At 69.3% G+C, this 19,138-nt stretch carries 15 protein-coding genes and 1 pseudogene; 5 read left to right on the top strand and 11 right to left on the bottom strand.

All coding sequences use genetic code 11. The annotated features are described in order from the left end of the window. The first annotated feature begins 644 nt into the window (after positions 1 to 644). Positions 645 to 1,106 (top strand): hypothetical protein, encoded by a 462-nt coding sequence (locus ACFXOM_RS06715; RefSeq protein WP_385037194.1) that lies wholly within the window; start codon positions 645 to 647, stop codon positions 1,104 to 1,106. Positions 1,107 to 1,247: 141 nt separating this feature from the next. On the opposite strand, the gene ACFXOM_RS06710 is transcribed toward ACFXOM_RS06715, so the two are convergent. Together ACFXOM_RS06710 and ACFXOM_RS06705 are read right to left on the bottom strand one after the other, a co-directional pair. Then, positions 1,248 to 2,237 carry a helix-turn-helix domain-containing protein gene (locus ACFXOM_RS06710; protein WP_385037191.1) on the bottom strand — a complete coding sequence of 330 codons (990 nt, stop codon included), beginning with the start codon at positions 2,235 to 2,237 and terminating at the stop codon, positions 1,248 to 1,250. Positions 2,238 to 3,046: 809 nt separating this feature from the next. Further along, positions 3,047 to 4,174 (bottom strand): NADH:flavin oxidoreductase, encoded by a 1,128-nt coding sequence (locus ACFXOM_RS06705; protein ID WP_385037188.1) that lies wholly within the window; start codon positions 4,172 to 4,174, stop codon positions 3,047 to 3,049. Positions 4,175 to 4,602: 428 nt separating this feature from the next. On the opposite strand from ACFXOM_RS06705, the gene ACFXOM_RS06700 reads away from it, so the two are divergent. Then, positions 4,603 to 5,889 carry an LPXTG cell wall anchor domain-containing protein gene (locus ACFXOM_RS06700; protein WP_384927822.1) on the top strand — a complete coding sequence of 429 codons (1,287 nt, stop codon included), beginning with the start codon at positions 4,603 to 4,605 and terminating at the stop codon, positions 5,887 to 5,889. 631 nt (positions 5,890 to 6,520) lie between these two features. On the opposite strand, the gene ACFXOM_RS06695 is transcribed toward ACFXOM_RS06700, so the two are convergent. Then, positions 6,521 to 7,189 (bottom strand): esterase/lipase family protein, encoded by a 669-nt coding sequence (locus ACFXOM_RS06695; RefSeq protein WP_384927819.1) that lies wholly within the window; start codon positions 7,187 to 7,189, stop codon positions 6,521 to 6,523. A gap of 662 nt (positions 7,190 to 7,851) precedes the next feature. On the opposite strand from ACFXOM_RS06695, the gene ACFXOM_RS06690 reads away from it, so the two are divergent. Together ACFXOM_RS06690 and ACFXOM_RS06685 are read left to right on the top strand one after the other, a co-directional pair. Further along, positions 7,852 to 8,526: a hypothetical protein gene (locus ACFXOM_RS06690; RefSeq protein ID WP_385037185.1), complete on the top strand. Its 675-nt coding sequence runs from the start codon at positions 7,852 to 7,854 to the stop codon at positions 8,524 to 8,526. 103 nt (positions 8,527 to 8,629) lie between these two features. Next, positions 8,630 to 9,072, top strand: a pseudogene (locus ACFXOM_RS06685) (IS5/IS1182 family transposase); the annotation flags it as partial. On the opposite strand, the gene ACFXOM_RS06680 reads toward ACFXOM_RS06685, so the two are convergent. From ACFXOM_RS06680 to ACFXOM_RS06650, 7 genes are all read right to left on the bottom strand, one after another. Then, positions 9,069 to 10,016, bottom strand: a complete 948-nt coding sequence (locus ACFXOM_RS06680; RefSeq protein ID WP_385037182.1) for a GNAT family N-acetyltransferase — start codon at positions 10,014 to 10,016, stop codon at positions 9,069 to 9,071. The pseudogene ACFXOM_RS06685 and the gene ACFXOM_RS06680 sit on opposite strands and share 4 nt — an antisense overlap. Positions 10,017 to 10,389: 373 nt before the next feature. Next, on the bottom strand, positions 10,390 to 10,824 hold the full coding sequence (locus ACFXOM_RS06675; RefSeq protein ID WP_384927810.1) for a DUF6228 family protein: 435 nt from the start codon (positions 10,822 to 10,824) through the stop codon (positions 10,390 to 10,392). A 325-nt stretch (positions 10,825 to 11,149) separates the two neighbouring features. After that, the gene (locus tag ACFXOM_RS06670; protein WP_385037422.1) at positions 11,150 to 11,665 is read right to left on the bottom strand and encodes a hypothetical protein; all 516 of its coding nucleotides are present in this window, start codon (positions 11,663 to 11,665) and stop codon (positions 11,150 to 11,152) included. Positions 11,666 to 11,843: 178 nt separating this feature from the next. Continuing rightward, on the bottom strand, positions 11,844 to 12,626 hold the full coding sequence (locus tag ACFXOM_RS06665) for an enoyl-CoA hydratase-related protein (protein WP_384947371.1): 783 nt from the start codon (positions 12,624 to 12,626) through the stop codon (positions 11,844 to 11,846). A gap of 22 nt (positions 12,627 to 12,648) precedes the next feature. Next, entirely contained in the window at positions 12,649 to 13,980 is a 1,332-nt protein-coding gene (locus ACFXOM_RS06660) for a hypothetical protein (protein WP_384927805.1), read from the bottom strand. Then, positions 13,977 to 15,632, bottom strand: coding sequence for an amino acid adenylation domain-containing protein (locus ACFXOM_RS06655; protein WP_384927803.1), 1,656 nt, complete (start codon positions 15,630 to 15,632; stop codon positions 13,977 to 13,979). Before ACFXOM_RS06655 ends, ACFXOM_RS06660 begins: the two co-directional genes overlap by 4 nt. 250 nt (positions 15,633 to 15,882) lie before the next feature. After that, entirely contained in the window at positions 15,883 to 16,443 is a 561-nt protein-coding gene (locus ACFXOM_RS06650) for a TetR/AcrR family transcriptional regulator (protein WP_384927801.1), read from the bottom strand. Positions 16,444 to 16,539: 96 nt separating this feature from the next. On the opposite strand from ACFXOM_RS06650, the gene ACFXOM_RS06645 reads away from it, so the two are divergent. Next, entirely contained in the window at positions 16,540 to 17,283 is a 744-nt protein-coding gene (locus ACFXOM_RS06645; protein ID WP_384927799.1) for an SDR family oxidoreductase, read from the top strand. A gap of 327 nt (positions 17,284 to 17,610) precedes the next feature. Here ACFXOM_RS06645 and ACFXOM_RS06640 read toward each other — a convergent pair whose 3' ends face one another. Beyond that, a complete protein-coding gene (locus ACFXOM_RS06640) occupies positions 17,611 to 19,122 on the bottom strand; it encodes an MFS transporter (protein ID WP_385037419.1) in 1,512 nt (503 codons plus the stop codon). Between the last annotated feature and the right edge of the window lie 16 nt (positions 19,123 to 19,138).

Genomic DNA, 19,138 nt, shown 5'->3' with positions numbered 1-19,138 from the left:
CGAGCGACAGGGCGCATAGGGGGCGCATCGCTCAGCACGCAAGGACGGCGCCGTCGTCAGGCCCATCGCTTCGAGCACGGATTGTTCAGTGGGCGGGCGGCAGGGGTTCACCGATCCGCGGCTCCGCGATGCCGTCGTCGCCCGTCTGACCTCCGCCGGTGCCACATCATCCGGACCACTGCCGCGTCCTACCGATCGCCCTTACCGAGGCTCAAGCCGAACACGGGAACGGCAGCGTTTCGTTCGGTTCGACCACAGGGATCGGAATGGGGCGGCAGGGCCACGAGGGCGTCTGCTGCCCGGCCCTGACGCGTGCTGTTGACCGTGGTGCCGCCGGCCCCCGCTCGGCGGTGAACCCGGACGCTTGGTCCGCGGTTTCGTGCGCGGGGAGTTCTCCGGGCCGCTACGCCCAACCTTCCGCCACCGGACCATCGTTGTCGGGTGAACGCAATGCCTGGCAAGTGTGCACCCGTTGCTAACGAAATCCATGCCGTGGCCACATACCTTGGGCTGCACGCCCTGGAGACCCGAACCGGTTCGGCGCGTGCCTCGGGAGGGGCGCAGTGGGCGTGTCAAATCGAGTGGTGCCGTCCTTCGCGCAATGCGCGGAGGACGGCACCCGCGACCAGCGAAAGGACGTGGACATGAGTGGAATCGGTTCGTGGAGGAAGCCGCTCCCGTCGGTCGGGATCGGCCTCGCCGCTCTCGCCGTGACCGCGGTCGCACTGAGCGGTCAAGCGTCCGCCGACGAAGCGGTGCCCGAGGTCAGCGACGGTGTCGTCACGAACACGGCAGAGGGTGTAGCGGCATTGCCGTGCATCGAGAGCACGGGCGTCCTGTCGTGCTTCGACAAGGCGGGCGACAAAGTCCTGGTCAAGGACACTCGGGGCGACGGCAAGTCCGCAGTCGCCCTCTGGCGAACCAACTACGGCCGCTCGGGCGCTTGCCGGAACAAACTGGGTGTCGGTACATGGGCCACCTGCAACTACAACATGCGCGAGGAGGGGTACATCCAGCTCCAGAACGCCCGGTACGACGGTGACACCGGTTCGTGGACGTACCCGAACCCGCGGGTGTATTCCATCTGGCTCCCCATCGGGAGCTGACCGTCCCCCCCCAGCCTGCATCGGGCGTGGCGGTTTCGTCTGAGGACCGTGGTCCGTGAGGGAGCGAGGGGGGCTTGATGGGCCAGGGCAGCACGGATCCTCGCCGGTCGCGAGGATCCGGCTGTCGCCTGGTCTGCACGATTACAGGTGCGGTTTCACTGCGGCAACACCTGGTGGACAGGCTGCTTCTCGGTACTCCCGCGGCGGCACGCCGTAGGCGGTCCGAAAAGCGCGGGTGAAATCCGCTGCCCGAGGAAAACCCCAACGGGTGGCGATGGCGTGGATGCGCGTAGTGCGCTGACGGGGGTCAACCAGGTCGCGGAGGGCTCCTTCGAGGCGCTGGTGCCTGATCCAGGCCGCAACGGATGCTTCTCCCTGGACGAAGAGGCGGTGGAGGTAGCTGGTTGAGATGTGGTGTGCAGCTGCAATGGTTCCGGGGCTGAGCTCCGGGTCGGCCAAATGTCGACGGATATAGGCTTGAATGCGCAGGAACAGGACGCGTTGGCGACTTTCCGGGGGGACCGCGCTCTCAGCGTCGAGGTAGTGGGCCACGGCCGTGGTGAGCAGGTCCACGGCGAGGGTGCCCAGCCGGGGCATGTCTGCAGGCCGGTAGGGCGCGGGGTTCCCGGCGAGGTGGGTCAGGAACTGGGCGAGGAGCGCACCGGGCCCCTCTTCCCCCGAGAGACGACGTGCCAGAATCCGACCGACATGCTCGGGGGGCAGCGGCAGGAGGCTCTTCGGTACACCGAGACCGATGCTCTTCAGCGGGCTGGCGTGGGTCTCCCACGGCCGTGAGGTGTCGACGACGTACATGTGCTGTGGTCCGTGCACCGCCTCACGGCCCGCGTGCCTGAGCTTCATGGTGCCGCGCTGGATCAGCGTGACGTCGTAGAACTCCGGGTCGGATTGGCGGATCAGCTTCGCCGTCCTCAGCCCCGAGACCTCCTGCACCCTTGTCGGCAGCAACGACACGGGGCCCAACTGCAGGAGCTGCAGATCCCCGTGGAAATCGGGTGCGTGCTTGCTGCTGGTGTCCATCGGGCAGATCAGCTTCGCCAAGTGCTCGTGCCAGACGCCGAACCGCTCGGCGGCCGGCACACCACTGCTGCGGAACACCGTCTCCAGATCCATCCCTCGCCCGTCCCCCCTCGGTTGCATGCTGCGTACAACCGGTCACTCTAGGCGCTGTCGTGCATGGGGGCTGGGCGCCGGCGCGAACTCTGCGGTCGGAGCGCTGTCCTTCTTCTTCCGAGCCGGGAGCTCAGCCTCGGATGATCTAGGCGGCGCCACGGAGGACCCGGGTGCCCGGCAGCGGCGTGCAGCGGGTGACGGACACCGCCGCGGCAGAAGCGTCGGCGGAATACGCGTGCGAACCTGCGACGGCACCCGGCAGGGCGATCCGTCGTCGTGCCCCCGGGGATTGCTCGGAGACGTCCCACCCCGCGAGGACGCGACCAAGCGCGAGCCCGCATGTTCTCCTTGCCGCGGTGTCCTCATCTTGATCGAAAACGCGAAAGTGCCCCCTGAGCAGGAAAGACGAGACGTTTCGAAGGTCTCTGTCATCCCCAGCAGGAAGGCACTCTCTGCGTGCACGACCACCGGGTCGCGCCCCAAGCCCGTCGTTGCGGCTGGCGGCCTCGTTGCGGCTCACGGCTTCGGGGTGGTCAGTCGCCACCTCGCACCGCGTCTACCGCCGAGCCGCTCCCGCACGAACGTCTCCCCGCGCCGCTGGCGGGCCTGCTCGGCTCCGCCTGACCTCGCTGCCCGGCAGCGGGCGGCCGCTCAGGTGCGAGCCGGCCGCCGCCGCACGCTCGGGTGCCGCGCAGCCGGCTGTCGGTCACCCGATTCCGGCCGTCGGCCGTTTGGGGTTGGGCGTCCGCGCCCTGTGCTCCGGGTCGTACGCCAGGCGGGGCGGACTCCTGCACGAGTCCGCTGGCCATTCAGCTGAGGGACTTCAGCGCGGCCGGGTCGTACGGCTTCAGGTCGTCGAAGCGGTCGGCGAGCACCTTGGCCGCCCACTCCGGGTCCTGGAGCAGTGCGCGCCCGACGGCGACCATGTCGAACTCCTCGGCCTCCAGCCGGTCCAGCAGGTTGTCGATGCCCTTGACCAGGGAGCCCTTGCCCTGGAAAGCGCTGATGAAGTCGCCGTCGAGGCCGACCGAGCCGACCGTGATGACCGGCTTGCCGGTGAGCTTCTTGGTCCAGCCGGCGAGGTTGAGGTCGGATCCCTCGAACTCGGGCATCCAGTAGCGGCGGGTGGAGGCGTGGAAGGCGTCGACACCGGCCGCGGCCAGCGGGGCCAGGATCGCCTCCAACTCCGCGGGGGTCTCGGCGAGGCGGGCGCCGTAGTCCTGCTGCTTCCACTGCGAGTAGCGGAAGAGGACCGGGAAGTCGGGGGAGACCCGCTCGCGGACGGCGGCGACGATCTCCGCCGCGAACCTGGTGCGGGCCACCGGATCGCCGCCGTACGCGTCCGTGCGGTGGTTGGTGCCCGCCCACAGGAACTGGTCGAGGAGGTAGCCGTGGGCGCCGTGCAGTTCGATGCCGTCGAAGCCGATGCGCTCGGCGTCGGCCGCGGCCTGGGCGAACGCGGCGATGACGTCGTCCAGGTCCTGTCGGGTCATGCTCTTGCCGGTGGGCTCGGCGCCCTCAGTGGTGAGACCGGACGGACCGACGGCGGGAGCATCCGCGAACGGCGGCTCGCCCTGCTTGCGGACCATGCCGATGTGCCACAGCTGGGGCATGATCGTGCCGCCCGCGGCGTGGACGGCCTCGGCGACCTTCGCCCAGCCGGTCAGCTGCTCCTCGCCGTGGAACCGGGGCACGCGGTCGCTCTGTCCGGCCGAATTGTGCCCGACGTACGTCCCCTCGGTGACGATGAGCCCGACACCGGCGGCGGCCCTGCGCGCGTAGTACGACAGCACGTCCTCACCGGGGATGCCGCCGGGGGAGAACATCCGGGTCATCGGCGCCATCGCGATCCGGTTGGGCACGGTGACCCCGTTCAGCGCGATCGGGCGGGACAGAATCTGGGCTGCGCGGGAGGCGGGGGGCGTCGTGACGGTCACGTGAGGGCTCCTGGTGAGTGATGCGGTTGACCGGCTGGTATGTGCACATGCATTGTTGCACCTTCTCAAGCAACTGGTTCGGGCGGTGTGCCTATTCCGCTCTCCGCCGGAAGCCTCCGTGACCTCGCTCACACGCGAATGTTTGGGTTTGTTTTGCCGCCGGTGCGAGTGGGGGCGGGGCGGGTGAGGTCTTTTGCCCCTTCTTCGGCTGCGATGAGATAGATCTCAGAGGATCCTCGACGGCGCGAGCAACTGTCCGCATTCGTCCCTTTCTGCCTGGCGGTTCGCTGCCGACGCGGGGGCGACGGGTCTGGGATATCGGTGTCTCCGCTGCTTGTCCCGGCCATACGATCATGATCACGGCTGTCGAATGAACGTGTTCAGTACCTCAGCCGCCACCCTGACCTCTCCCTTCAGAAAGGGACCACGTGAAGTTTCGCCGTGCTCTCGCGACGGCTGCTGCCGTAACGGTGACCACCCCCGTCGTGCTGCTCTCCGCAGTTCCGGCATTGGCTGCCCCCAAGCCCGCGACACAGGCGCTGAATCAGCCGAAGACGTACGCCGAGCTGGAGAAGGCCGCCGCCGACGCGGCGAAGGCGTACGAGGACGCGGTCGCCGCCAAGGAGGCGGGGCTGAAGAAGGTGAAGGCCGCCATGGCCGCCTTGGACCTGGACACGCACCCGCTCAAGGCCGCCGTCCTGGCCCAGGCTGAGGTGGCCGAGACCGCGGCGGCCGACAAGGCGGCGGCCGACAAGGCTCTCGCCGACGCCGAGGCCAAGCTGGAAGCGGCCAAGGGCGAGGCCGAGAGGGCCGAGGCGCAGAAGGTTCTCACCGCGGCCAAGGCCGATGCCAAGAAGGCCGCGGACGCCCAGGCGGCCGCCGACGCCGAGGAGGCGGCGGCCCGGGAGGCGTGGAACGACGCCAGTGTCAAGGCGTCGCAGGAGTACAGCCTGGTCCAGGACGCTCCCGCGAAGGCCCTCAAGATCAAGGAAGCCGCGGACAGAGAGCTCGCCGCCGCCAAGGAGTGCGTGCGCGTTCCGGACCTGACCGTCCTCGCGGACGGCCTGCCGTCCAAGATCGTCGCCGGGACCACGGTCGACTTCTCGTTCACGGTGACCAACGGCACCGACAGGACGCTGACCGTGGACCCGCTGGCCTTCATCGTCCTGAAAAAGACGAAGAACATGGACTTCCTCAAGGTGCAGTGGTCCAACGGTTCCGCCTGGCAGGAGCTCGAAGCCCGGGGCAACAACCATGTCGCGCCCATCGACGCCATGAAGCCCGGCGACCACAGCGAGGTGGAGATGCGGCTCACGATCGATGCCGCGGCCACGACGGCCAAGGGCTTCGCCCTGTTCGCCGGCGATGCTTCCAGCGAGTACAACCCGTGCGTCCTCGGTCCGATGAAGCGCTACGACTTCTCGGTCCTGCCCGCCGGCAGCAAGCCCGGCACGGTCGACGACGCCAAGCCCGGCACGGTCGCCGACAAGGACCGGCCGACCCCCAAGCCGAGCCCGTCCGCGCAGGGCGGCACCTCCGCCGGACCGACCGGTACCTCACCCACGCCGGAAACGGCCACCGCGACCGGGGGCGACCTCGCGAAGACCGGTTCCTCCTCGGTCCTGCCGCAGCTCGCCCTCGCGGGCGGTGCCGCCGTCGCGCTCGGCGCCGGTGCGGCCTTCGTGGTGCGCCGCCGCAAGACCAACGACAACTGACGTCTGCCTCCGCGCGGAGGGTGCGCCCCTTGTGCGGAACCCCGCTCGCCGGTGACGACCAGGTGGTGCGTGGAGCCGCGGTGGGCACGGTCGACGGGGGAGGTGCCAGGGCGGGTCCCGTTTGAGGGCCCGGACGGGCGAGCCGTCCACGGCGCAGTCGTCCAGGTCCAGCGGGTCCGCGCGGTGCAGTCCGGCCAACAGGGCGGCGTGCTGGTAGGCCTGGCAGCACACCCTGGAGTGTCGAGGTCCCAGGAGATGGGATCCTCGACTGGCCTGGGGGCGGATCCCGTTGAAGATCCGCGCCCAGGCCCGTACCGCTCCGGAGCTCCCGCCACGGGACGCCATGGCCCCTCTGGGGTAGCCGGACACGGACGGTGATGCCAGGCCCCGTCGTCTGGGCGAGCGGGCACCGGGATGCCGGCCGGCCGGCCGGTGGGCCGGCGCCGGTGCACATGCACGACGTCGCCGACCCGAGCCGGGCCAGACGGTCCCGGACGGCGTCTACGACCGGGCGACTCACCCCGGTTGGCCACGTCGACGCCGATCACAACACTGCCGTGTTCGTTCCCGGGCGAGGGTCGTTGCGAGAATTCCGCCGCACGGTCCGCCGGTTCGACCACTGGGCGGGCCGTCAGGCGATGAAGTCCCGGACCTTGGTGTAGTTGGCGGAGTCCTCGTTCATGGCGGTGTGCGTCTTGCAGCCCACGGACGTGTTGGTCGCACCGTCCAGTTTCGCCGACTCGTCCGGGTTGATCATGGCGTCGCAGGTCGACCAGAGGGTGGCGTAGTTGACGCTGCCGGGTGTTTCGTCGCCGGAGTTGAGGGTCTTGAGGAAGGTGCTGCCGGCGACCATCTCCTTGCAGGAGGTGTAGAAGGAGCAGAACAGCGACAGGTCGGTGCCGTGGTTCACGCCGGCCACGGACACGAAGTCGTCCACGGTGGAGGTGCCGCCGCCGTACTTCAGGTACCAGCGGGAGCTGAGGGCGCCCATGGAGTGGGCAACGATGTCGACCTTCGTGGCGCCGGTCGCGGCGAGTACCTCGTCCACCTTCCTGCTGAGCTGCGAGGCGGTCGTCAGATTGGACTGCTTCCAGTCGTAGGACCACGTGAACAGCTCGGAGTCCGCGTAACCATCGGCCTTGAACTTGCCGACCCAGGTGTTCCAGGTGCTGGCAGAACTGCTCAGGCCGTGGACGAAGAGGACCGGGTTGCGGGTTGCGGCGTGTGCGGGCGGTGAGGAGACCAGCGGTGCAACCACCAAGGCGGCGGCGAGGGTGGCGGTGCGGGCAGAGCGTCTCATAGGGGATCTCTCCGGGGACTGGCCAGGCGGAAGCATGGGGATGCTCTGGCTGGCGGGGAAGTGGGGGGGCGCACCGGCCGGTGACGAACGTGAATGTGGCACGAGCTGTTTTGTTACCGCTAGGTAGCAAAAGGTTTCAATCAGGTAACGCACAGGCGCAAGTGACGTGGCGTCAGTGACGGACCGCGCAGACGGAGTGTGATGTATTGGCTTATGCCGCTATTCGTGGGCCTGGCTGCGCAGCGGTAGCGTCCCTACCGGGCGTGGTGGTGCCGCTGTCGCACCTCCGCCCTCGCCGTGTGACACCTGTTGCGCCGAACTGCTCGACGGCTGGCACAAAGGGGGCGAACTGGCAGGTCTGACCCCCGTGGGCTGGGCCAGGACTGCAGGCCTTCCTCGTGATGGTGGGACAACGGTCCGTGTGCCATGAGGCGAGCCTGAGTTCAGTACTCCCGTGCTGTTTCGTGCGGGAGGTCACCTGTACCGCCGCTGGCGACGACCTTCGTAGCGGCCGGTGCTGGGCCGGTGACGGTGTTGATCGCTTGACGCCGTGGCAGGGCGCGGTGTACTCACGGTTTCTCAGCGATCTTGTAGAAGCGGGGGTAGGGGACTTGAGGCGGAGACAGGTGCGTCCGTGGCGTCGCGGGGCGGCACTGGCGTGGGTGACGGTCGTGCTGTTCGCGGCGGGCTGTGCGGGCAAGACCGAGGGGCCCGGGGCGGACGAGGGGGGCGAGCGGTCGACCGTGCCGGCTGCGGCCGACAAGGTGCTGGAACAGCAGGAACTCCAGCAGGCGATGGTCACGCAGAAGGACCTTCCAGGGCATACTTTTGACGCGCTGCCCGGCCCGGCCTGGGCGGACAACGCACCGGTCACTCCGGCGGTGTGCCGACCGGTCAACGCTGCGGTGGGTCTGGCCAGCCCGGCCAAACCGAAAGCCCTCGTCAAGCAGGTGATGAGTGCAGTCGCGGGCGACTACGGAGGTTCCATGGCACTGGCCTCGTACGCACCAGACCAGGCCCGGGAAGTCATCGCCGCGCTGCGGACCGCGCTGCGTTCCTGCACGGCGTTCACCCCCGCGTACGGATTCGCCTACGAGGACGTCGTCGCACTGCCGGACCCTGGGCTCGGCAGTGAGTCCGTGTCCTTCCGGCTGCTCCAAGTGGTTTCCTCGGATGCTGAGAAGTCGGTGAAGGTGCCGGTGACCGTCATCGTGGTGCGGCAGGGCGCGATCGTCGCCACCTTCCAGTCGGCGAACATCCGGCGCGATGGTCCGGCCGTGGTGCCGCCCGACGTCGTCTCCAAGCAGCTCACCAAGCTCGCTGAGATGGCCTCCTGACCTACCGTCGAGTGGTCGTCGCCTTCTTCGCGTGCCGGTGAAGGAGGACGTCGGGGCCGGCGTCCGTTCCCCCGGCGTCCCTCTGTGGAGCCCGTGGGTCCTCGGATGCGACATCCCTCTGGGCCATGTCCTGGCCGGCGCCGACCGGCACGATTCCCCGCTCCTCGCCCCGACTCTGGACCATCTGTACGGCCCCGGTCCGCTGTCCGTCGTCGTCACCGTGCATCTGGACGCGGGCTACGACTCGGGTACCACCCGCGCTCTGTTCGACGAACGCGGCCTGCGTGGTCGGATCGCCCGCAAGGGGAGAAGGCGCCGATCCAGGCAGTCGGGCGGTGGCACGTGGAGCGGACCCACGCTTGGCGGAATTCCTTCCACCGCCTCGCCCGCTGCTGCGAGCGCCGTGGCGTCGTCATCGACGCCTTCTTCGACCTCGCCGACACGATCACCACCGTCCGCAGCTCGATCCGTAGGGCATGGACGACCCACCGATGGGCCCGGGGGACCCCGCCGCCTACGAAATCCGGCCGACGCGCGAACTCCTAGGCTGCCGGGGCGGCCAGGATCACGCGAGTCTCGCTGACGCGGTAGCCGCCACGCCGGAAGGCCGCGGCCATCGGAGCGTTGGCGGTGTCCGTGGTGGCAGTGATCCGCGCCGCACCCCGTCCGGCGTGGAAACGCGTGATCTCGGCGAGAATGTCGTCGATATGGCGCCGCCCCCGCAGCTCGGGGACGACACCGAGGTAGCCGACGTTGGGGCCGTAGGGTGTGCGGGAGGGGATGGCGAAGCCGACGAGCTGCCCTTCCGGGGTGCGGGCGATCCGCCACCAGTCGCGTTTGCCCGGACAGTCGAGGTAGAACTCCAGGTCGTCGCGGGCCGCGCCTTCCTCTCCCATCGATGCGAGATTGGCGATCGTCTCGCGGTCCAGGCTGCCGCGGGCCACCTGCCGGAAGACCTCGACGAACACCTCGTCATCCGGCTCCGCGGCGAAGACCAGCCTGCCGGACGGCTCGGGGGTGCCTGCTTCGGTCGTCCACTCGAAACGCAGTCGCTCGATCCGCTCCGTCAGACCAGCGCGCCGACCGGCTTCCTCGCGCCAGGCGACCGCAGCGGCCCGAGCATCCTCGTCGTGCGGGCCGTCCTGGGACAGCATGATGTTGTACTCGGGCAGGGTGGTGAGCCCCTGCTCGGCGAACGCCTTGTGGGCGGTGCCCAGCAGTTCGGCGGCCACCGTGGCAGGGTCCGTCACCGACGGGTGCGCGGACAGGCAGTCCAGAACGATCGGATGATCGCTGTCAGAGCGCCCCCACCACAGCGCCCGAGCCAGCACCCGTCCGTCCTCCTGCGCGATCCACGTCCACTCGGGCCGCAGTCGACGGCCGACGGACTCCTCGCGATGGCGTTCGGCCGTGATCCAGGCAACGGGTTCGGTGACATCCCAGTCCAGGACAAGATCGAGATCGGTCTCGGTGGTCGAGCGAAAGCGCATGCGGTCTCCGTGCTACACAGTTCGGGCCTACCAAGCGGCAGCTGCCCAGCCGAAGGTACGTCACCGTACTCAGGGGCCAACACCGGTTTTGACCTGGACAATCGCAGGAGTTCCCTGCTCGCCGGTTCGGCCCCGGTGCGAGGAGTGGCAAGGACAGTCCCCTTTCAAGGAACCTGAGTCATCGCTCCCCGCGTCCACCGACCGAACCAGTCCACAGAACATGGTCGTGTCCCCTCAGAAGTCACAGAAGTCACAGAAGTCACAGAAGTCTCAGAACGTCGCAGGACTCCGTGACCACCAGGGTGCGTCTCCCGCAATGTAGACACTGCGAATCCGCGCAGTGTCCATGAGGTTGTCTCACGTGGCGCTGCAGCTACTCGACGGTGCCCATCAGGAACGTGTGGAACTCATCGGCGAGGTTTCGCATCTCCTCGCCGGCCGCGTGCACGGTCGTGGTCTCGAAGTGCCACGCCTCGGACGGAGGCCGGTCGTGGATGCCCCACGCCAGGTGGATGTAGCCGCCTGAGCGGTGTTCCGCCGAGATCGTTAGGTCGTGTTCCAGGGAGCGCCAGGCGCGCACTCCTTCCCAGCCGCGGAAGTCCTCGGCTAGCGCGGAGAGGAAGGTATCGAGGCCATCGCCGTCCCATGTCCGCACCAGGGTCTCTACGCTCACCCATTGCCCGCGAGCCTTCACGAGGAAGTCGAGCATGGGGTCATCCCCGAACGGTCTTGCCAGCTCGGAGAAGAGCAGGTGGACCGGTCGTGGTCCGGGTTCTCCGACGCGTACCGCGGGGCCATCTTCGATCACTTGAGCAGGTTAGAAGTCGTGGTACTCGTTGGCCAACGACTATCCTCACACTGCCTGGGCCTGGGCCTGGGCCTGGGCATTGGCCGGAGGTGCGGCTTGGGGCATGATCGTCCGCTACGGCTGTGGATCTCGCGCGGGAACTGGTGCCCGATGAGTTGTGGAAGGTAGCCGCACCACACGAGAGAACGATCGCGTGGCTATTCGGCTACGGCCGTCCCACCGGCCGCTACGAACGCAAAGGCAGCCACTTCCTCGCCTTCCTGCGCCTGGCTGCAGCTCTCACCTGCTTCGAGAAACGCGCGAAACTGACCACGTGGGGCAACCCCTACGTTCCGTGCTGCTCGGCGCGGTTCACCGTGGCATGCACGGAGCCGAGCAGGCTCAGGATCTCGGCGGAGCGGCTGCCCGGTTCGGCGTGGTAGACGATCAGTTGCTGTCCGGGGGCGTCCCGTACGTCGAGGGCATGGTAGGTCAGGGTCAACTCGCCGACATTCGGGTGGTGGAAGTGCTTGTCGGCCCGGGTCTTGCCGTACACGGCGTGGGTCTTCCACAGTCGGTCGAAGTCGGTGCTGCACGCGCTGAGTTCGCTGGTGAGCCGTTCCAGGCGCGCGTCCTCGAGATCGACACCGTAGGCCTGGCGCAGGTGGTCCACCACCGCCTCGGCCGTCCGGTTCCAGTGGCGGTGGAAGGACCGTCCCGCCGGATCGAGGAAGGCCATGCGAGCCAGGTTGCCCCCGGGCTCGAAGGGTGAGTACAGCGCCTGCGCCGAGGTGCTGGCGGTCAGGATGTCCAGGGCTGGGTTGACGACGAACGCCGGAGTGCCGGTGCAGCCGTCGAGCAGGGCGCATGACCTGGTGGTGCCTGCTCCAGAGGGACCGGTTCAGCGGGTGGGGGACCGGTCTCGCGGCGAGGCCCCGAGCGGGGCAGGAGAGCATCCAGGAGCCTCCTGCCGCGCCAAGCTCCGTCTGGCCGGTCGAGTCCGTTCCGGTGCCGGCAGGACCGGGCACCGGGGAGACCCGTCAGTGACCGGTGAAAGTGGGCGGGCGTTTCTGGAGGAAGGCCCGCATGCCTTCCTTCTGATCCTCGGTCGCGAACAGGGCATGGAAGGAGCGCCGTTCAAAACGCAGCCCGTGACTGAGCCCCACCTCCAGGGACTGGTCCACGGCCTCGCGGGCCGCACGCACCGCAGCCCGGCCGAAACCGGCCACGGTGGCGGCGATCTCGGCGGCCTCCCTCGTCAGGTCGGTCGCCGGAACCACCCGGGAGACGAGACCGGCACGTTCGGCCTCCTCGGCACTCATCCGACGCCCCGTGAGGATGAGGTCCATCGCCTTGGCCCGACCCACCAGACGCGTCAGCCGCTGGGTCCCGCCGATGCCGGGCATGACACCGAGGAGGACTTCGGGCTGCCCGAACACCGCCCGGTCGGACGCGACGACGATGTCGCACATCATCGCCAGTTCGCAGCCGCCGCCCAAGGCGTAGCCGTCTACTGCGGCAACTTTCGGGGTCCGCAGGGCGGCGAACTCCTCCCACCGGGCGAAGTAGTCCTCCTCCGCCATCCCGGGGGCGGACCGGTCGACCATTTCCGCGATGTCCGCGCCGGCGGCGAACACCCCGTCGGACCCGGTGACGATGAAGCACCCGACGTCCGGATCCCCGTCCAGCGGGGCGAGCGTACCGAGGAGTTCATCCAGCAGCGCGCCGTTCAACGCGTTGCGAACGGCCGGACGGTGCAGACGGACGGTGACCACGGCCCCGTCCCGCTGGACGACGATGTGGCGCAGGTTCCGTTCGTTCACGGTGTACTTTCCCTCCATCAGGTCAGGAGTCCCAGATCGCGCCGTAGGCGGGGATGCCCAGGCGTTCCAGACCGTGGACCACCTTCCAGGTCACGTGCTTGTTGGAGATGCAGATCACGGCCTCGGCACCGCATTCCTGCCGTGCCTCGTAGGCGAGTCGCACCATGTCCGGCTTGCCGCGGGCGGAGGTGTCCCAGACGGTGGCGTCCGGCTGTGCCGTGAGGATCTCCTCGACCAGGGCATCGCCGTACGTCTCCCGCGGCGACCGGGTGACCCACACCAGACGGGCGGGGACCTCGGCAGCAAGCAGGTGCGGTAGGCACGGACCGATCCCGCTGCCGGTCGCCACGTACACCACCTTCGTGAACAGCGTCTCGATGTTCGCGACGCCCGCCGTGGTGATGCCCTTGACCCAGACGTGCTCCGGGGCTTCGTCGATGAACGAACCGGTCCAGTCACCGGCTCGCGACACGGTCAGGCGGAAGCCGCTGCGCCCGGGAGCGGGCACGTTCGCGAAGGAATGCCACTCCCCGAGCGGACGGCGGCTGATCGCCGTCGACGAGCCGGCGAACGGGGTGTGCCCGTGGTCGAAGCTCACCAGCGCCACATGGGAGGACGGCCGTTTGACCGACACGGGCACCTTGCGCAGACGCAGCCACGGCAGGGCGACGCTGAACGTCACCAGCGCGAGCAACCAGGTCTGCGGAGCGGTGGACGCGGAACGGCCGTCCGCGTGCACGAGCAGCAGCGTGTGCCACCAGAACAGTACGAGGGCCGCCCATCCACCGAATCGGTGGATCCGCTCGAAGGCGTTGTGGAACCGGCCACGCACCGGCGGCAGCGCGGTGACCACCAGTACGCCCAACAGGACCGCCAGGGCGTAGGAGACGGCCAGGAGCGCCGGGGCCGTGCCCTTCACGGCCAGCTGGACCAGCAGCGTCGTGAACCAGGCGGTGCCGCACAGCGCACCGCCCACGTGCAGGCCTCCGAAGTGATAGACCTTGCCGAGCGTCCAGCGCACCCGCAGTGGCCAGGAGACGGGGGCCGCGGTGGCCACCCGGAACAGCGCGTTGATGATGTACTGCTGCCGGACGAGGATGGCGAGGGCCAGGTTCACCAGTACGGCGTCGGCGCACGTCCGCGGGTCGATCCCGCCGGGCGCGGCGGCTCCCGCGACGATCAGGTTGACCAGAACGACCAAGGCGATCAGTCGGTTGTAGTGCATCAGACGCGGATGCTTGAGCATGCGGCGCAGCGGCGGCAGCGGGTCCGGAAGGCCGACCGTGGACTCCGACGAGGGCGCCGGGTCGGGTTGCTGGCCGCGAGTCCGCGTGGGCGCGGCGGAGGACGTCATGAAGTGCCGCCCTCTCCTGCCAGGCGGCGCAGTGCCGCCTTGTCGACCTTGCCGCGGTCGGTCTGCGGCAGGTGTGACAGACGGTGCACGACGGCGGGTACGCAGTAGTAGGGCAGTGCGTCGGCGACGGCCGCGCGGGCCGCCTCCGCGTCCACCGTGGCGGGCGTCACGAAGGACACCAAGGTGCGGTCGTCGGTCTTGAGGGTCACGGCCCGTTCGCAACCGGGCAGCGTCTCCAACACGGTGGAGACCGCGTCCAGCTCCACCCGGAAGCCGCGAACCTTGACCTGGTCGTCGGTACGTCCCAGGTGCTCCAGCTCACCCTCGGCAGTCCAGCGTCCGAGGTCGCGGGTGCGGAACATCAGCCGTGGGCCGCCCAGGAACGGATCGGGCGCGTAGCGCTCGGTGTTCAGGTCCGGGGCGGCGAGGTACCCGGCGGACACACCGTCCCCGCCCGCCCACATCTCGCCGACCTCACCCGGGGCGCAGAGCCGCCCCTGCGGGTCGAGGATGTACACGGTGTTGTTGGGTGTGGGGCGGCCGATCGTCAGCGACGGCGCGGTGGGGCAGTGTCGTTGGAGGGTGTTCACGATGGTCGTCTCCGTCGGACCGCAACCGTTGTAGAAGGTGCAGCGACGCGCCCACGTGTCGGCCAGCGTGCGTGGACACGGCTCGCCCGCCACGGCCACCACGCGTACCCGCGCGCAGTCACCGGGGTCGATCGTCGCCAGCACACTGGGCGTTGCGATGATCACGTCGGCGTCACGCGCTGCCGCCGTGGTGTCGGCACCGCGCACGATCAGGGTCGCCCCGTGGGCGAGCGCTCCGAGGATTTCCCACGCGGCCATGTCAAAGGCGATGTTCAGGATCTGACCAACCCGCCAGCCGGGCCGGATCCCGAGGTCCCCCGGCGCGGTGAGCAGCAGGTTGCAGACGTTGCGGTGGGTGACGGCGACCCCGTTGGGGCGACCGGTCGTGCCGGACGTGAACAGGACGTAACAGATGTCATCGGGCTGGACGGGGCGCAGCGGCCGGAACCCCGAGGCGTACGGGGGCAGTGGCTCCTCCAACATCCGGTCCACGGCCACCAGTCGGGTCCCCGTCGGCACCGCCAGCTTGTCTGCGTGGGCCGAAGTGGTCAGCACCACCGTGATGCCGGCCGTCCGGACCACGTGTTCCACCTGTGCGGCTGGAGCCTGCTCCGCGTCCAGGGGTACATACGCAGCACCGGTCTTCAGTACCGCGACGACACCGACCAGCATCGGCAGCGACCGCCGCAGGAACAGTCCGACCCGGTCGCCGGGGCGCACACCGTGCTCGGTGAGGAGTGCGGCGAGGCGGTTGGCCCGTGCGTCCAGCTCGCCGTAGGTCAGGGTCCGGCCCTCGTGCTCGGCGGCCGTGGCGTGAGGCCGGGCCGCGGCGAATTCCTCGACCGGGTGGTGGATACAGGGGTGCGACGGTGTTGCGGCGGGCCCCTGGCCGAATTGGTGGAGAAGCCACCGCTGGTCCCGCGGTAGGTGGGCGAGGGAGGTCGGATCCCATGAGGGTTGCCGGGCGTTCGGGGCGGGGGGACGGTGATCGCGGAGCGGAGCATCGGCGGTACGGTGCGTCGGTGACGGTCTTGCGGCGCGCAGGGACAGCTGCTCGGTCATCTCGAACTCCTGGAGCGTGAACGGTCGGGGACGTGGCGGGTGGTGGCCGTATGCGTCTCCAGCGAGAACACCAGTCCGATCGCTCGACGATGGTGGAAACGGGCATCGCGTCAGACTTCCGTAAGGGTCGCGCCGGCCGCCGTGCACGCGGTCGAGCCGCCCGAACGGAGCACCGTGCGGAGCGGGGCGGTGGACGGACCAAGCCGCCGCCGGCCGGTCGCCGGCCGTGCAGACGGACGGGCGGCTGCCGTCACCGGTCCGCGTCCTGTCGGCGAAGACCGTCGAGGATGACGTTCATCAGAGGTCGTGCCGTAGCTTCCCACTCGTCCCGATCCAGTCGGCTGAGGTAGCCGACGAGCAGGAGGACCCCGTGGGCGTCCACGTCTGCGCGGAGGGAACCTGCCGCTCTCCCGGCGTCCAGCAGGAGACCGAGGGCGCCTTCGATGGGGTTGTGGCTGTGGGCGACGAGGTCCTGCCACGCCGCCGGTTCAAGCGCTGCCAGGACGCCACGCTTGATCTCGGCGTAGTCGATCACTCGGTCGAGCCAGCGACGCAGGGCCTCCACGGGGCCGTGGTCCGCCAGGAGGGCGGAGGCGGCGGTCACGAGTTCCTCGACGTCGCGCCGGTAGACCTCGGCGAGGAGCGCTTCGCGGTTGGGAAAGTTCCGGTAGAGCGTTCCTTGTCCTACACCGGCGCGCTTGGCGATCTCGTTGAGGTGGACGTGGTTGGACTCGGCCAGGGCCGTGCGGGCGGCCTCCACGATGCGGGTCCGGTTCCGCACCGCATCCGTACGGCGTGCTGGTGTGCTCATGGGCCTCTCCTGAAGTTCCGCCCAGCAGTAAGTGGACATGTGTCCGGTAAGGTGAACCGCGTAGCGGACAAGTGTCCACTTTACTTGGAGGCAGTAGTGCTCCCCCTTCACGGCAAGATCGTCGCCATTACCGGGGCAAGTGGCGGCATCGGCGAAGCCACGGCCCGTCTGCTGGCCCAACGCGGCGCAGCGGTCGTCCTCGCGGCGCGCCGCAGCGAGCGCATCGACGCCGTAGCGCACGACATCCGGGAGGAGGGGGGCCGCGCTGCAACATGCGTCGTCGACGTCACCCGGGCCGAGGACCTACAGCGCCTTGTCGCCACCACGATCGACCGGTACGGCCGCATCGACGTACTGGTGAACAACGCCGGCATCGCCCCGATCAGCCCGCTCGCCGACCTCGACACCGCAAGCTGGTCGGCCATGATCGACGTCAACCTTCGTGGCATGCTCCACGGGGTCGCCGCCGCGCTGCCCGTCTTCCGCGAGCAGGGGTCGGGCCACCTGGTGAGCATCGTCTCCGTGGCCGGCCTGTACGGCGCGTCCCCCGCGATGGCTGTCTACGCCGCGACCAAGAACGCGGTCCGCACCGTCCACGAGGGGCTGCGCACGGAGTCCACCGACGGGGTGGTGCGCACCACGGCCATCTCGCCGGGATACACCCGCACCGATCTCGCCAACTCCATGACCGACCCGCACATCCGCGAGCGAATACGCAAGAACATGGACGCGGTGAGCATCCCTCCGGCAGCGGTTGCCCGTGCGGTGGCCTTCGCCATCGAGCAGCCCGACGACGTCGAGATCGGCGAGATCAATGTTCGTCCCACCGCCCAGGCATGACGGCTGCCACCAGTCCTGTGAGATCAGGAACACGCACGGATCGGCATCAGCACCGACGGGCGGGCCACCGCGTCGACCTGGACACCGGGCCCGGGCAGCCGCGGCGGGCACGGTGGGTGGCGGGAATCGTTGTCGATGGGCCGGGATTCTTGCCACGGTGTTGGCGAGTTGGGCACCCGCAGCGGGGATCGGGGGAGATGCGGATCGGGGGAGATGGGGACGGCATCGACAGGCGACGCGGCGCCGCATCCTCGCGCGGGTGCGGGGTAGGCAGCTCGGCGCGCCCGTGCCGGCGGTCCGCTGCCCCGGCACGCATGCACGCCCCGCTCAGCGGAGGTCACCCGCGCCCCGGGCCGGACCGCTCATCCGGTGCCGGAGGGCCACCAGCATGGTCGCGGAGCCGAGGGTCAGCAGGCCCGCCGTGGCCAGGAGAGCGACGCGGAACCCCTGGGTGTAGGCGCCGTTCGCGATGTCGAGGACGGCCTGCGCCGACGGTCGGGGCAGTGAGTCCAGAAGGCTGCGGCCCCGCTCGCCGTCGGAGACCACGCTGTCCAGATCGCGTCGCTGTACGGGGTCGAGTCCCTCCACGCGGATGAGCCGAGCACGCTCGTCCGCCTGCACCTGGGAGAACGCCATTCCGGAGACGGCCAGGCCCAGGACACCGCCCAGTTGGCGGGCCGTCGTGGTGAAACCGCTGATCAGCCCGTAGCTCGAGGACGGTACGGCGGACATGGCGAGGCTGTTGGCCGGCGTGTAGACCAGCGGCGCCGCGCAGCCGAAGGCGAGCAGTCCCAGCACCAGCATCACCGTGTCGCCCCGGGTGACGGCCCGGGCGATCAGCAGCAGGGACACCGCACCCAGGAGGGCTCCGCCGACGACGGTCCACCAGGTGGGCGCGTAGTCGTGCAACCGCCCCACCAGGGTGGGGAGGAAGAGCGGCCCCAGGTACCCGGGAAGGACGACGAGCCCTGCCTGGAGCGCGCTGTAGTCGAGCACCTGCTGCAGATAGAAGCTCAGGTAGATCGACAACACCAGACTCGCCCACTGGGCCAGCGCCAGGGCGCCACCCGCGGCGACCACGTTGCGGCGCCGGCACATCCGGAGGTCGATGAGCGGATCCGCCACGGCCCTCTCGACCAGGACGAACACCACGAGAGCGACGGCCCCGGTGAGGAACAGCAGCAGCGCCGTGAGGTCCCGGCGCTCCCAGGCCGCCACTCTCTCGAGGGCGACCACCACCAGGGTGAGCCCGGCCGTCAGGCTGAGGAATCCCTTCCAGTCCATGGGCACCGACACCGACCTCTCGCCCGTGCCGTAGCGTTCGTGCCCGGCGAGCACGAAGAGGGCGAGTCCGGCGACCGCGTAGGCGACGAACCCCCAGCGCCAGTCGGCGAAGTCGGTGAGCGCCGCGACGAGGTACGGGGCCGCGGTACTGGTCACGGTGATCGACAGAGCGAGCGTGCCCAGGGCCCAACCGTGCATGCGGACCGGGATCTCCCTGGCCAGCAGGGCGACTCCCAGCGGGGCGGCCAGGGCCACGGCGGTTCCCTGGAGTATCCGGCCCGCGATCAACCAGGAGCCGGTGGGTCCCAGGGCGCAGACGGCGGAGGCGACGGTGAAGCTGATCAGGGCGGTGCGCAGCACGGTGCGGTAACCCAGCAGGTCGGCCAGGCGCCCGGCGGCCGCCGCCAGACAGCAGAGCGGAAGCTGGGCCGCGATCACGATCCAGCGCAGCGTGGAGGCGCTGGCGTCCAGATCGCGCTGGATGGTCGGAAGGGCGAGCGTGATGCCGGGTGCGCTGGAGAAGAGCACGGAGCTCGTGACGCATGCCAAGGCCATCATCCTGCGTTGCCGC

This window comes from Streptomyces sp. NPDC059169 (assembly GCF_042755225.1).
Classification (GTDB): domain Bacteria; phylum Actinomycetota; class Actinomycetes; order Streptomycetales; family Streptomycetaceae; genus Streptomyces.
The sequence above is the reverse complement of the archived record's forward strand: the minus strand, read 5'-3'. Positions and strand labels throughout refer to the sequence as shown.

Bases quoted from the DNA above. Each gene is read 5' to 3' on its own strand.
- ACFXOM_RS06715 (WP_385037194.1), top strand. From the start codon at position 645: ATGAGTGGAATCGGTTCGTGGAGGAAGCCGCTCCCGTCGGTCGGGATC.
- ACFXOM_RS06710 (WP_385037191.1), bottom strand. From the start codon at position 2,237: ATGGATCTGGAGACGGTGTTCCGCAGCAGTGGTGTGCCGGCCGCCGAG.
- ACFXOM_RS06655 (WP_384927803.1), bottom strand. From the start codon at position 15,632: ATGACCGAGCAGCTGTCCCTGCGCGCCGCAAGACCGTCACCGACGCAC.
- ACFXOM_RS06660 (WP_384927805.1), bottom strand. From the start codon at position 13,980: ATGACGTCCTCCGCCGCGCCCACGCGGACTCGCGGCCAGCAACCCGAC.
- ACFXOM_RS06680 (WP_385037182.1), bottom strand. From the start codon at position 10,016: ATGCGCTTTCGCTCGACCACCGAGACCGATCTCGATCTTGTCCTGGAC.
- ACFXOM_RS06650 (WP_384927801.1), bottom strand. From the start codon at position 16,443: ATGAGCACACCAGCACGCCGTACGGATGCGGTGCGGAACCGGACCCGC.
- ACFXOM_RS06640 (WP_385037419.1), bottom strand. From the start codon at position 19,122: ATGGCCTTGGCATGCGTCACGAGCTCCGTGCTCTTCTCCAGCGCACCC.
- ACFXOM_RS06695 (WP_384927819.1), bottom strand. From the start codon at position 7,189: ATGAGACGCTCTGCCCGCACCGCCACCCTCGCCGCCGCCTTGGTGGTT.